This window comes from Paracoccus sp. P2 (assembly GCF_046335115.1).
Lineage (GTDB): Bacteria > Pseudomonadota > Alphaproteobacteria > Rhodobacterales > Rhodobacteraceae > Paracoccus > Paracoccus pantotrophus.
This window is the reverse complement of the sequence record NZ_JBGOSN010000070.1, coordinates 1-13,358: the sequence shown is the minus strand read 5'-3', so window position 1 is coordinate 13,358 and position 13,358 is coordinate 1. Positions and strand designations below refer to the sequence as shown.

12 protein-coding genes are annotated in these 13,358 nt (G+C 63.0%); 9 read left to right on the top strand and 3 right to left on the bottom strand.

From position 1 onward, the window contains the following. Window positions 1–185 precede the first annotated feature (185 nt). Together ACDP63_RS22800 and ACDP63_RS22795 are read right to left on the bottom strand one after the other, a co-directional pair. Window positions 186–1,580: an amino acid permease gene (locus ACDP63_RS22800; protein WP_409928702.1), complete on the bottom strand. Its 1,395-nt coding sequence runs from the start codon at window positions 1,578–1,580 to the stop codon at window positions 186–188. A gap of 123 nt (window positions 1,581–1,703) precedes the next feature. Next, window positions 1,704–3,137 (bottom strand): PucR family transcriptional regulator, encoded by a 1,434-nt coding sequence (locus tag ACDP63_RS22795; protein WP_409928701.1) that lies wholly within the window; start codon window positions 3,135–3,137, stop codon window positions 1,704–1,706. Between the two features lie 127 nt (window positions 3,138–3,264). Between ACDP63_RS22795 and ACDP63_RS22790 the strand changes: the two genes are divergently transcribed. The 3 genes from ACDP63_RS22790 (at window position 3,265) to ACDP63_RS22780 (ending at window position 6,124) form a co-directional block, all read left to right on the top strand. Next, window positions 3,265–4,641 (top strand): NAD(P)/FAD-dependent oxidoreductase, encoded by a 1,377-nt coding sequence (locus ACDP63_RS22790; protein ID WP_409928700.1) that lies wholly within the window; start codon window positions 3,265–3,267, stop codon window positions 4,639–4,641. Between the two features lie 27 nt (window positions 4,642–4,668). Then, entirely contained in the window at window positions 4,669–5,019 is a 351-nt protein-coding gene (locus ACDP63_RS22785) for a cupin domain-containing protein (RefSeq protein WP_409928699.1), read from the top strand. A 259-nt stretch (window positions 5,020–5,278) separates the two neighbouring features. Further along, window positions 5,279–6,124 (top strand): DMT family transporter, encoded by an 846-nt coding sequence (locus ACDP63_RS22780; protein WP_409928698.1) that lies wholly within the window; start codon window positions 5,279–5,281, stop codon window positions 6,122–6,124. Between the two features lie 48 nt (window positions 6,125–6,172). Here the strand turns inward: ACDP63_RS22780 and ACDP63_RS22775 are convergent, their stop codons facing one another. Further along, window positions 6,173–7,078 (bottom strand): LysR family transcriptional regulator, encoded by a 906-nt coding sequence (locus ACDP63_RS22775; protein WP_409928697.1) that lies wholly within the window; start codon window positions 7,076–7,078, stop codon window positions 6,173–6,175. A 137-nt stretch (window positions 7,079–7,215) separates the two neighbouring features. On the opposite strand from ACDP63_RS22775, the gene ACDP63_RS22770 reads away from it, so the two are divergent. From ACDP63_RS22770 to ACDP63_RS22745, 6 genes are all read left to right on the top strand, one after another. Next, window positions 7,216–8,397, top strand: coding sequence for an MFS transporter (locus ACDP63_RS22770; protein WP_409928696.1), 1,182 nt, complete (start codon window positions 7,216–7,218; stop codon window positions 8,395–8,397). A gap of 21 nt (window positions 8,398–8,418) precedes the next feature. Beyond that, the gene (locus ACDP63_RS22765) at window positions 8,419–8,889 is read left to right on the top strand and encodes a cyclophilin-like fold protein (RefSeq protein WP_409928695.1); all 471 of its coding nucleotides are present in this window, start codon (window positions 8,419–8,421) and stop codon (window positions 8,887–8,889) included. A gap of 11 nt (window positions 8,890–8,900) precedes the next feature. Continuing rightward, complete coding sequence (locus ACDP63_RS22760) at window positions 8,901–9,917, top strand: zinc-dependent alcohol dehydrogenase family protein (protein ID WP_409928694.1); 1,017 nt, start codon at window positions 8,901–8,903, stop codon at window positions 9,915–9,917. Window positions 9,918–9,955: 38 nt separating this feature from the next. Then, window positions 9,956–10,945, top strand: a complete 990-nt coding sequence (locus ACDP63_RS22755; protein ID WP_409928693.1) for an aldo/keto reductase — start codon at window positions 9,956–9,958, stop codon at window positions 10,943–10,945. 162 nt (window positions 10,946–11,107) lie between these two features. Further along, window positions 11,108–11,281, top strand: a complete 174-nt coding sequence (locus ACDP63_RS22750; RefSeq protein WP_409928692.1) for a hypothetical protein — start codon at window positions 11,108–11,110, stop codon at window positions 11,279–11,281. A 315-nt stretch (window positions 11,282–11,596) separates the two neighbouring features. Next, the gene (locus tag ACDP63_RS22745) at window positions 11,597–13,321 is read left to right on the top strand and encodes a recombinase family protein (RefSeq protein ID WP_409928691.1); all 1,725 of its coding nucleotides are present in this window, start codon (window positions 11,597–11,599) and stop codon (window positions 13,319–13,321) included. Window positions 13,322–13,358: the final 37 nt, after the last annotated feature.

The following is a 13,358-nucleotide window of genomic DNA, read 5'->3' as shown; positions in this document are numbered from 1 at the left end:
GAGGCACTCGGGCCTGCACCTCGCCCGTAGCGGGGTTCATCACGTCGCTGAAGCGGCCCGAAGTGCCTTTGACTTCCTTGCCGTCGATCCAGTGGTAGAGTTCCTGCATTACATCCTCCTTGATTTGCAGATATCGGTCGTAAAATCTTGCCAATGCCCCATTGGCTTGGTTGCGGGAGGACGGATCATCCGTCCACCGCCGGTTCGACGTCGAGACGGCGCCTAGATGCCTTCCGCATTCCGACCAGCGGATAGGTCAGCAGAATGAAGGCCAGCGCGATTACGCTCTGCAACAGGCTGACCTGCGTCTTCGGATCCATCGCCATGCTGACCAGAACCGCGACGATGATGCCGGTCACTGCCAGCGGCAGCCAGGGGTGGCCCCACATGCGGAACTTCAGCAGGCCCTCGCGCTCCCAATGGCCGCGCAGCTTGAGTTGGGAGGCGCAGATCATCAGATAGACGAACAGGAACACCGCACCCGACGAGTTGATCAGGAACAGGAACACCGTGTCGGGCCAGAGTGCCGCAATGACCACGCAGCCATAGCCGACGAGGGTCGACGCCAGCACACCCCAGACGGGAACGCCGCGGCGGTTGACATTGGTGATCCATTTCGGCGCCTCGCCATTCTCGCTGAGCACGAACAGCAGGCGCGACGAGGTGTAGAGGCCGGCATTCAGAACCGACAGCACAGCCACGAGGATCACCGCGGTCAGGATGGTGCCGGCGCCGGGAATGCCGATCTTTTCCAAAGTGGCCACGAAGGGAGACTGGCCGGCGACGATCGTATTCCAGGGTTGCGCCACGACGATCAGGAAGGTCGAGAGCACGAAGAACACCATGATCCGGACCATGACGGTATTGACGGCGCGGCGGATGTTGCGATCCGGTTCGGCCGATTCCGCCGCCGCGATGGTTGCGACCTCGACGCCGGTCATCGAGAAGATCACGACGACGACCCCTGTGAACAGCGTGGCCACCCCATGTGGGAAGAAGCCGCCATGCTCCGTCAGGTTTCCGAAACTCGCCGTCGATTCCGGGACGGCGCCGAAGACATAAGCCAGGGCGATGGCCAGGAAAACGACGATGGCGACGATCTTGATGCCGGCGAACCAGTATTCCGCCTCGCCGAAGGATTCGACCGACAGCATGTTCAGCGCGGTCATGATCACTAGCAGCCCCAAGGCAATCACCCAGACGGGGATACCTGGCAACCAGCCGTTGATGATCTGGCCACCGACGACGGCTTCGAAGCCGACGACGATGACCCAGAAGTACCAGTAAAGCCATCCGGTGGCGAAACCCGCGACATTGCCATAGGCCATCCGGGCATATGCCACGAAGGACCCGGTCATGGGCTGGGCCGAAGCCATCTCGCCCAGCATGCGCATGATCAGCGCGACGATGATGCCGGTGATCGCATAGGTGATGAAGGCGCCCGGTCCCGCGGTCGCGATCACGGCGCTGGACCCGACGAACAGCCCCGCACCGATCACGCCGCCCAGGGCAAGCATGCTGATGTGACGCGTCTTCAGGCCCTTCTGCAGACGCGGCTCATGCTCTGTCTGTATTGGCATGGGTTTTCCTCCCCCAGTTGCTCCATGGGGTCGGAAACTAGATCAGCGGGGCAGCCCAAAATATTCGCAGAACTGCCAAATCAGCCGCCAATGGTCATACATATGTATGGCGAGTTCGCCGATTCACGGCAACAGTCCTGCGTGGCGGCCCGCTTGCAGGGCCGTCCAGAAGCGCGCGGTCCCGGAACTGGTGGTGGGCTTCAGCCCGGTCAACTGTTCGATCACCTTCAGGCGATAGACCAGGGTCTGACGATGGATAGCGAGATCGGCGGCTGTCGCCTTCCAACTGCCGTCGTTTCTCAGAAAGACGTCGAGCGTTTGCAGCAGCGACAGCGTGTTCGAGCTGTCATAATCGATCAGCGGCCCGAGATACCGGGCAATGAGTGCGCGCGCTTCGGCCACCGTCCTCGGCCCCAGGGTCAGAGCAGGATCGGCCGCATCATATCGTTGCAGGCTTTCGCCCGACTCGAGCGCCAGCGCATGCGCCAGGCGCGCCTGCTTGATACTTTCCGGGATTCCGCCGGCGACGGTTATCGGACCGCTGACCCCGGCACGGGTGTCGCTGCCCAACCGGGAAATGATCGCCCGGAGGATCGACTCGTCGTCGGGAAGCACCGCCAACAGGAGATCATCTTGCAGGAAGAGCGGAGAGAACCCCAACAGTTCTGGCGCGTGGTGGATGTCCCCGGCGCTCCATGCGGCCCCTCCCTTGGGTTCGATGGCAAGCGCCACCAGCGTGCCGTTCAATTCTCGACGAAGCAGCAGTCTTTGCGCACCGCCCAAGTCCAGCGTCCCCGCGATAAGGTCGCGCAAGAGCGATTCGCCATCTCGCCGCTGACCATCGCGTTCGATCATCATCCGCTCGAGTTCGACCGACAGCAGTCCGACCAGGGCTCGAATCAGAAAAATGTCGTCGAAGGCTTGCGCATCGGGCCGCCAGATGGTCAGGGCGGCTTTGGCTCGCCCCGGAATATCGAATCTGCCGACGGCACCCTTTGCGGGTACGGCACGCTTGCCCTGCAGGATAGGAACGCCGCTTTCGGCATCCTCGATCTGCAGATGAATACCCATGCGATATCCAAGCGCATCGAGACGCGCGGCCATGTCGGGCTCGTCCCGAAGGGCGCTGGCATAGGTCTGAAACAGGCGCTGCGCCGCATCGATCCGGTCACGCTGCGCCTGCAGAACCCGCTCGATCACCTGCCGGGACAGCTTGACGAATTCCAGATCATAGCTGGCTCCGACGATGGGGAACATGGCCTCCTCGGCAGCCGCCAGCATCTGTGGGTGGATATCGGGCGCTTGCTCTCCCGGGGCAATCACCAACGCGCTGGCATTGGTTCCCGCCAACTTGCGCAGCCATTCTGCCTGTTCTTCCCGATCTTGCGGGATGCCGCTTCCGACTGTCATGATCAGATGACCCGCCGAAACCCACCGCCACGGGTCCGGCAGGTCAACGGCATGTGCCCATGTGATCAGTCGGTGCCCGCCCGCCGCGCCCGCGAGGAAAGAAAGCCCGAGCGAACGGATCGCGACCAGTTCAGAGACAGTCAGCATGCACCCCTCCCATGGGCTTTTTCTTATACGAATGTATGACGCGATACACACGAAATGTGCAAGTTTCAGATGGTTTGCCCCGGTAGAGTTCCGATAACCTTCTCCTGTGATCCATGGGGGGACGAACATGACCGCCAAAGCGGAAATGCTGAAACTGCCGAACCTGCCGGCATGGTTCGAGGAAACGCCGCGCCGCCCGGCCCTGGAACGGGATGTCGAATGCGACGTCGCCATTGTTGGTGCCGGCTATACGGGACTCTGGACGGCCTACTACCTGCTGAAGGCCAGGCCGGACTTGCGCATTACCATCGTCGACAGCGAGTATGTCGGCTTTGGGGCCTCGGGACGCAATGGCGGATGGGCCTCGGCCATCTTCCCGATCTCGCTGCACCAGGTGGCAAAGTTCTCCTCCCATGCGGACGCCTTGCGCTTGCAAGCGGCAATGAACGACACAGTCGACGAGATCGGCCGAGTGCTCGCGGCGGAAGGCGTCGAGGCGGATTACGCAAAGCAAGGCCTGCTGTCCCTGGCGCGCTCCAGCGCGCAACTCAGCCGTGTCGCAAGCACGGTTCGGGCTTCAACCGAATTTGGTCTCCCCGACCAATGGCAGGCGCTGGACGCACGCGGCGCAGAGGATATGGTCGGCGTCCAAGGCATCAAGGGCGGCCTCTACACTGAACATTGCGCGTTGATCCATCCCGGCAAACTGGTGCGGGGCCTGGCGCGACTGGTGGAAAGCCTGGGTGCCACCATCCATGAAGCCACTCCCGCCACCCGGATCGATCCGCGTTGCGTCACCACGCCGAAGGGAACGCTGAGAGCGGATTACGTCCTGCGCGCGACGGAAGCCTTCACCTGCCAGCAGGAAGGTCAGAAGCGCAGCATCATACCGCTCTATTCGCTGGTCATGGCGACCGAACCGCTGTCGGAAGATGTTCGAACCGCACTGAACCTGAACCACCGGCTGGCGTTTAACGACCTGCGTCACTTGCGGGTCTATGCGCAAATGACCACTGAGGGCCGGCTGGTCTTCGGCGGGCGCGGCGCCCCCTATCGCCTTGGCTCGAGGATGTCGAGCGACCTGGTCGACTCGATCCACGTCAAGCTACACGACACCATGCTGGAGTTCTTCCCCGACCTGAAGGACGTGCGGATTTCGCATCGTTGGGGCGGCGCTCTTGGTGTGGCACGCGATTTCTGCCCGTCGGTGGGGCTGGACGAAAGCACGGGCATGGCCTGGGCCGGGCGCTATGTCGGCGATGGCGTCGCGACCAGCAACCTGGCGGGACGGCTGCTGCGGAACCTGATCCTGAAGCAGGACGAAGAGATCAACCGCCTGCCCATCGTCAACCACCGCTCACCGCTGTGGGAGCGCGAGCCCTTGCGCTGGCTCGGCGTGAACTTCGGATTGACCGCCGCCGGCATCGGCGATGGCGAGGAAAGGCTCACCGGTAGACCCTCTCGCGTGGCAAAGGTGCTCGAAGCCCTGACGGGCGCACACTGAAACTCAAAGACAACAAGGAGAAGATTCATGACTTCGATGGTTATCGTGAAAGCGGCGGATATCAGCGGTGCAGCCTTGCCGGCCGCAGGTCAACGTGCGGGGGCCGATAGCGGCGATCCGCAGCTCGGCATGCAGATGCTTGCCCCGGAAGCCAAGGGCAGCGTCGGCATCTGGGAATGCCAGCCCGGCGGCTGGCCGGTGGTGAACCGTCCCGACACCGAGTTCACCTACATCATCTCGGGCCGGGCGACGCTGACGGACGAGGCAACCGGCACCGTGACCGAGATTACCGGCGGTGACCTCGTTATCCTGCCCCCCGGCTGGACGGGCCGCTGGGACGTCACCGAAACCGTTCGGAAGGTCTTTGCGATCTACTGATACGGAAACCCACCCTGGCCGCTCGATGTCTCCTATGGATCATCGGGCGGCTGTTTTCTGGCGATAGCCTAAGCGGCTCGTTGTTCGCGTGGCACGGGAAAGTAACGCCGGCCGGAACAGGTTGCCGGTGATGGGCTAAAAGCATTTTGCGAGACACTTACGTTCAATTCTCATCGCTCGCCGGATAAGATCGTCTTAAAGCGCGAGTTCGGGGGCAGAATTGCAAGCAGACGTATCTACCGCTCCCAAGAACGGCTTTATGGCCGGCGTCTTGATGATGCTTGCCGGCATTGCCTTCATGACCATCAATGACGCCTTCTCGAAAGCCCTGACCGAGAGATATCCACCTCTGCAGATCGTCTTCCTGCGCAATCTTGTCGCATTTCCCGTCGCCTTGGCGATCACCCTCAAGATGGGTGGACCAGGCGCGTTACGCTCCCATCGTCCCTATGCTCACCTGGTTCGAGGGATCTTGTGGATCGGTGCTGCCTTGTTGTTTGTTACGAGTATGAAATATCTGGGTCTTGCAGAGGCAACGACACTCATCTTTATCGGCCCTCTCATTATCACTGCAATTTCCGCGATCTTTTTTGGTGAACGCGTTGGGTGGAAGCGTTGGTTCGCCGTTGTCTCAGGATTCGTCGGCGTAATCATTGTCATCCGACCGGGAAGCGCCACCTTTCAGCTGGCGTCGCTGCTGCCCATTGCGATGGCATTTGTCTATGCAACGCTGATGGTCGGAGCCCGTTGGGTCGATCCGCGCGACAGCGTCTGGACGCTTATGCTTTATCTCACCGGCGTTGGAGCAATCTTGAGCGGCTTGGCCGTGCCGCTCGTCTGGGTCCAGGTTCACGCTCATGATTTCTGGCTGTTCATCGGTCTTGCCGCCGCCGGTACGGCGGGCATGACGATGGTCACTCAGGCGTTCCGGCTCGCTTCCGCCGTAGTGATAGCGCCGCTCGAATATTCCGCTCTTCTCTGGGCCGTTGGTCTTGGATGGCTGATTTGGAACGACGTTCCGGATATTTTCACCTTGGCAGGTGCAATCGTCATCGTTTTTAGCGGAATGTTTATTCTCTTCCGGGAAAACACTTCGAAGGCATGACGAACTCTGGAAGCAGCGCAGCAATGATCGGAAAACCGCTACCGGCACTTAATGACCAAGGTTATCCCGATGCCGAAGTGCATCAACGATGACCTTGAATGCGGGCAGGTTCTGGCGACGGCTGGGGTAGTAGAGAAAGTAGCCGTCGAAATAAGGTGACCAGTCCTCAAGAACCTTCACCAGCTGGCCGTCGGCGATGCGCTGCTCGACGATGCTCTCCGGGACATAGGCGATCCCGTAGCCGCTCTCCGCTGCATCGGCCATGGCATAGGAATCGCTGACGGTCAGTTGACCGTTCACCCGGACGCGGAGCGTCTTGCCGTCCTTCTCGAACTCCCAAGCATAGGTGCCCCCGGCGCTGTCGTGGCGGATGTTGATGCAATTGTGCCGGAGAAGATGTTCGGGGTGCTCGGGCACGCCATGCGCGGCGAGATAGTCGGGCGATGCGATCGCCAGCAGCCGGAAATCCGGGCCGATCCGGACCGCGACCATATCCTTCTCGACGCTTTCACCGAGGCGGACGCCGGCATCAAACCCTTCCTCGACGATATTGCGAAAACGTCCGTCCACGCAGAGCTCGACGTTGATGTCGGGATAATCTTTCAGCACCGGCTTCAGCTTCGGCCAGACCACACTTTCGAGCGCGTGATCGGCGAGTGTCAGGCGGATCGAGCCAGAGGGCTTGTCGCGGAACTCCATCAGCGCCGCGATCTCCTCCTCGATTTCGGCCATGCGCGGGGTGATCGTCCGCAGGAGCCGTTCCCCCGCGGGGGTCGTCGAAACGCTCCGGGTCGTTCGGGTGAGGAGACGGATGCCCATGCCCGTCTCCAACTGCTTGATCGCATAGCTCAGGGTGGACTGCACAACGCCGATCCTGGCCGCAGCCTTGGTGAAGCTGCGCTCCTCAGCGACGATCCTGAACCATGTCAGGTGATTGAAGTCGGTTTTCTCCATGTGTCGTCGCAGTGCTTCCCTGACGGGTCCACATTAATCGACAGCTTCGATAGGTCCAATCAAATTAAGGCGGGTAATCGGAGGGGCTTAGATCGGCTATATCCTCGTGCAAACCTGACATATCGGAGCAAGAGGACATGGTTTCCTCCGTGGAAGACAACGGCGGCAAGCCAGCCGCCTGGGGTGCCGTCCTGTCGATGGCGCTCTGCGTGGCGATGCTGATCGCCTCGGAATTCATGCCTGTCAGCCTGCTGACGCCGATGGCCGAGGGGCTGAACGCGACGGAAGGACAGACCGGACAGGCGATCTCGATCAGCGGGCTCTTCGCCGTGGCGGCCAGCCTGCTCATCACCACCGCCGCCGGGACGCTGAACCGGAAATGGGTGCTGGTGGCGATGACGGCCTTCATGCTGCTGTCGCTGGTTCTGGTCGCCGCGGCGCCGAACTTCACCGTGCTGATGATCGGCCGGGCGCTTCTCGGCATCTGCATCGGCGGTTTCTGGGCGCTGGCCACGGCGGTAATCATGAGGCTGGTGCCGGAAAGCGACGTGCCGAAGGCGCTGGCGCTGATGTATGGCGGCCAGGCCATCGCCGCCGCCTTCGCAGCCCCGATCGGCAGCTATCTCGGCGGCTTTTTCGGCTGGCGGGCGGTGTTCTGGGCGCTGACTCCGATCGTGGCGATCAACCTGGTCTGGCATGTGGTCGCGCTGCCCTCGCTACCGGCGCGCACGAAGCAAGACTTCCGGGCCTTGCTCGACCTGCTGAAGCGGCCGTATTTCCAGCGCGGGCTGATCGCCTGCATGTTGTCCTGGGGGTCTGCCTTCAGCATGTTCACCTATCTGCGCCCGTTCCTGGAACAGGTGACGGGGGTGGATGTCGCCACGCTTTCGGCCCTGCTGCTTCTGCCGGGCTGCGCCGGTTTCATCGGCACCTGGGCGGCGGGCCGCTTCATCAAGGGCAACGCCGCGCCGTTCCTGAAGCTTCCCGCGCTGGTAATGGGCGGGGCCACCGTCGGGCTGCTGCTGTTCGGGCATTCCGTGATCGCGACGGGTTTCTTCATGGCAATCTGGGGGGCGATGAACACCATGTTCTCGGTGATCTGGATGACCTGGATGTCACAGAACGCCGATGACGCGCCCGAAGCCGGCGGCAGCCTGATGGTAGCCGCGATCCAGGCGTCGATCCTGCTCGGCGCGGTCGTGGGTGGGCTGCTGCTGGACGGCATCTCGATCCAGGCAACTTTCATCGGCAGCATCGTTCTCGCCGTTCTCGCCCTCGCCCTGATCCGCGACGGCAAACACATGCTGAAACCGGCGTAACCCCCCGAACGAAGGTCCGAAATGGCACGTCAATCCGCTCGCTTTTCCCGTCGCACCATGCTGGCAGCCGTCGCTGCCGGCATCGGTGTTCCCGCCATTGCGCGGTTCCAGATCGGGACGGCCCGGGCGCAGGGCTCTGCGGCGCGCATCAGGCTCGCCTTTGCAGATCAGGATTTCACGGCGACGCTGGAGGACAATCCCTCCGCCCGCGATCTGGTCTCGATGCTGCCGCTGGACCTGACCATCACCGATTACTCGACCAACGAGAAGATCGCCTACCTGCCGCGCAAGCTGACCGGCGACGGCCGCACCGGCTTCGGCAACGAGGCGGTCGGCGACCTTTGCTACTTCGCCCCCTGGGGCAACCTCGCGATGTTCCACGGCCCCTACCGCTGGGGGCGCGGGCTGATCCGGCTTGGACGGCTGGACGAGGGCGCCGCGCCGCTGCTGGTGCGCGGCGAACATCCGCTGCGCATCGAAATCCTGTCCTGAAAGGTCACATCATGCTTGCTACCATCATGCACGCCCCCGGCGATGTCCGTATCGAGAACGTCGCCGAGCCCCAGCTTCTCAAGCCGACCGACGCCATCATCAAGCTGGCCGCGACCTGCATCTGCGGATCCGACCTGTGGCCCTTCCGAGGCTTGCAGCCGCTCAACGAGCCCATGCACATGGGTCATGAATATTGCGGCACCGTGGTCGAGGTCGGCAGCACGGTCACGACCGTCAAGCCCGGCCAGTTCGTCGTCGGCTCCTTCGTGCTCTCCGACAATACCTGCCCGCATTGCCGCCACGGCTTTCAATCCTCCTGCGAACAGCGCGAGTTCATGACCGGCGCGCAGGCCCAATATGCGCGGGTTCCGCTGGCCGACGGCACGCTGGTCGCACTTGATGACCAGCCGGACGAGGATCTGATCCCCAGCCTGCTGGCGGTCTCGGACGTTCTGGGCACCGGCTGGTATGCGGCGGATGCCGCACGGGTGCAGCCCGGCTCGACGGTCGCGGTCGTGGGTGACGGCGCGGTCGGGCTGATGGGCGTCCTGGCCGCGAAACAGATGGGCGCCGAGCGCATCATCGCCATGAGCCGCCACAAGTCCCGGCAGGATCTCGCTCTGGAATACGGCGCGACCGACATCGTGTCGGAGCGCGGCGACGAGGGCGTCGCCCGCATCCGCAAGCTGACCGGCAATGTCGGCGCCGACACCGTGCTGGAATGTGTGGGCACCAACGAATCCATGCACCAGGCGATCAACTGCGCCCGCCCCGGCGGCTCCATCGGCTTCGTCGGCGTCCCGCATGGGGTGGAGCTGGACGGCGAGTTTCTGTTCTTCTCGCAGAAGAACCTGCTCGGTGGCCCGGCCCCGGTGCGCCGATTCATGCCGCACCTTCTCGATCTGGTGCTCTCGCGCAAGATCAATCCCGGCAAGGTCTTCGACCTCGCCCTCCCGCTGGAAGACGCGGCCGAAGGCTACAAGGCCATGGATGAACGTCGGGCCATCAAGACCCTGCTGAGGGTTTGAAGCCGCCGTAACCAGCAATCAAACAAGGAGCAAATATCATGGACTATACCCATCTCGGTCGCACGGGTCTGCGGGTCAGCCGCGTCGCTCTGGGCACGATGAACTTCGGCGAACTGACCGACGAGCCGGCCAGCTTCGCGATCATGGATACGGCGCTGGACGTCGGCATCAACTTCTTCGACACCGCCGATGTCTATGGCGGGCCGCAGTCGCCCGACATGGCGAAGGGCTACGGCACCTCCGAGGAGATCATCGGCAACTGGCTCGCACAGGATACCTCCCGGCGCGACAGGATCGTTCTGGCCACCAAGGTCTATCAGCCGATGGAGACCGGGCCGAACGACAAGTATCTGTCGGCCTTCCACATCCGTCGCGCCTGCGAGGCCAGCCTCAAGCGGCTGAAAACCGACCATATCGACCTCTACCAGATGCACCACATCGACCGGGCGACGCCCTGGGAGGAGATCTGGCAGGCAATGGAGCAACTGATCCGCGAAGGCAAGATCACCTATGTCGGCTCCTCGAACTTGGCCGGCTGGGACATCGCCACGGCGCAGATGTCCGCCAATGCGCGCCACCTGCTCGGCCTCGCCTCCGAACAGAGCCTCTACAACCTGACGGCCCGCACCATCGAACTGGAGGTGATCCCGGCGCTGCGGCACTTCGGCATCGGCCTTATCCCGTGGAGCCCGATCGGCATGGGGCTTCTGGGCGGCGTCCTGCGCAAGATCGAGAACGGGCGTCGGGCGACCCCCGGCTTGCAGGCGCGGATCGAGGCCCTGCGACCCCAACTCGAAGCCTGGGAGGCGCTTTGCGACGACATCGGCGAAACGCCGTCCGACGTGGCGCTGGCCTGGCTCCTGCACAACCCGGCGGTGACCTCGGTGATCAGCGGTCCACGCACCGTCGAACAGTTGCAGCAGAACCTGAAAGCGCCGTCGATCTCGCTTTCGGGCGAGGTGCTGGCAAAGCTCGACAAGATCTGGCCCGGCCCGGGCGGCGAGGCGCCGCAAGCCTACGCCTGGTAAGACGACACATCGCTCTCGCCGGAAGGTGCCGACCAGCCGGACTGCAATCTGTCCGATTTCTACTCTACACTGTCCTCCAATACGCCACCGAGCCAAACGCCCTTCCCTCAAGTCTCGATCCCTGCTTCGCTGACGGAAACGTAGAGGAAGCGGGGTGTCGGAATGGCCGCACCGATCCAACAGAAGCTGATCGTCGAGGTCGTTCCACCAGGGAGCCGGGCGACGTCAGACAAGGCCGCCGACCAGGCCGTTCGCGCCCTGGCACGGATCATAGGCCGCCAGATCGCCAGGGAGCAGTTCAGGACGCAGCAACAGCGCGAGGCGGAAGATCAATGACCCTGCCCGCTTCCATAGTCCTCCTGGCAGCGCATTGGCTGCAAGCCGCCGCCCGGGCGATCCGCAGGGCATTTCTCTCTGGACATGCAGCGGCGATCACAGCCACAATTGATCCGAAGGCCTGTGGAGCCGCGCACATCGCCGTTCTCCACAGATCCAATACGGGACCCGCGACGGGTGTTTTATCAGATTGGAAGCTCACGGCATTGCATCGCGGCGCAGTCGGGCTTCACGACCAGCCCGGGAGCCGGGCGGAAAACACCAGTGCGGCGGCAGGTGCCGCCATCGTCGCAGTTCGAACCCGGGAGTCCAGCCATGACCCGCATCGCCCTCTATGCCCGCTATTCCTCCGACCAGCAGCGCGAAGCCTCGATCGAGGACCAGTTCCGCATCTGCCGCGACCGCGCGAAGAAGGAGAACTGGCGGATCGTCGGCACCTACAAGGATGCGAGCATATCCGGCGCCAGCATGATCCTGCGGCCCGGCATCCAGTCGCTGCTGCAGGACGCCCAGGCGGGGCAGTTCGATATGGTGTTGGCCGAGGCCCTGGACCGGATCAGCCGCGACCAGGCCGATGTCGCGACCCTGTTCAAGCATCTGCAATTCGCAGGCGTGCCCATCTTCACCTTGTCCGAGGGCGAGATCACGGAACTGCATGTCGGGCTCAAGGGCACGATGAATGCGCTGTTCATCAAGGACCTTGCCGCCAAGACCCACCGGGGCCTGCGCGGCCGCGTCGAGGACGGCAAATCCGGCGGCGGCATCTCCTTCGGCTACCGGGTAGTCAAGCAGCTCGACGCCCGCGGCGACCTGATCCGCGGCGACCGCGAGATCGAGCCGCGCGAAGCCGAGATCGTCCGCCGCATCTTCCGCGACTTCGCCGCCGGCATCGGCCCCAAGACCATTGCCAAGACCTTGAACGACGAAGGCGTCCCCGGCCCCGGCGGCAAGCCTTGGGGCGACACCACCATCCGCGGCCACGTCAAGCGTGGCACCGGGCTGGTCAACAACGAGATCTATATCGGCCGCCTCGTCTGGAACCGCATGCGATACGTCAAGGATCCGCGCACCGGCAAGCGGGTCTCGCGCATGAACCCGGAATCCGAATGGGTGATCACCGAGGTGCCGGACCTGCGCATCGTCGACCAGAATCTCTGGGAGGCGGTGAGGGCGCGTCAAGCGGAGATCGCCGAGAAATACGTCAACGTCACCGCGGCAATCCGCAAGCACCATCGCGACAACCGCCTCAACGCCACGCACCGGCCGAAGTCGCTGCTGTCGGGACTTGTGTTTTGCGGCTGCTGCGGCGGCCCCTACTCGCTTCGCGGCGCCGGCCGCTTCGCCTGCTCGAACCATATCAGCAAGGGCACCTGCGCCAACAAGGTGACCATCCGCCAGCAGAAACTGGAAAGCCGCGTGCTGGCGGGCGTCCGCACCAAGCTGATGGCGCCCGATATCGCCGCCGATGCGATGAAGGCCTATGCCGAGGAGATGAACCGCCTCAACCGCGAGCGCCGCAGCAACGGCGCGGCCTGGCGCAGCGAAATGGCCAAGGTCGAGAAAGACATTCGCGGCATCATCGAGGCGATCAAGGCCGGCATGTTCCACCCGAGCATGAAGGGCGAGATGGACAAGCTGGAAGCGCGCAAGGCCGAGTTGACGGATCTGCTGCAAAACGTCCCGCAGGACCAGCCTGACATCCTGCCGGCAGCGGCGCAAATCTATGCCCGGCGGGTCGCCGAGCTGACCGAGGCGCTGAACCACCCCGAGACGCAGGCGGAATCCGCCGGCCAGCTTCGCGTGCTGATCGAGAAGATCGTCCTCACCCCCGGCCCAAACCGCGGCGAGGTTTACGCCCGGCTGCACAGCGATCTGGCGACCATCCTGGATTGGGTTTCGCGTCAGGAGGGAAAGACCGGCGCAAAAAGCAAAACTCCCGGCGCAAAAAGCTCGGGAGTGTTGGTCTCGGTGGTTGCGGGGGCGCGCAACCAACGATACTTGCGATTGGTCGAGCGCCAAATCCCTAAACTCGTCGCTTAGTATAATACATTGCTATCGTTTATGAAACTCTGTTTTC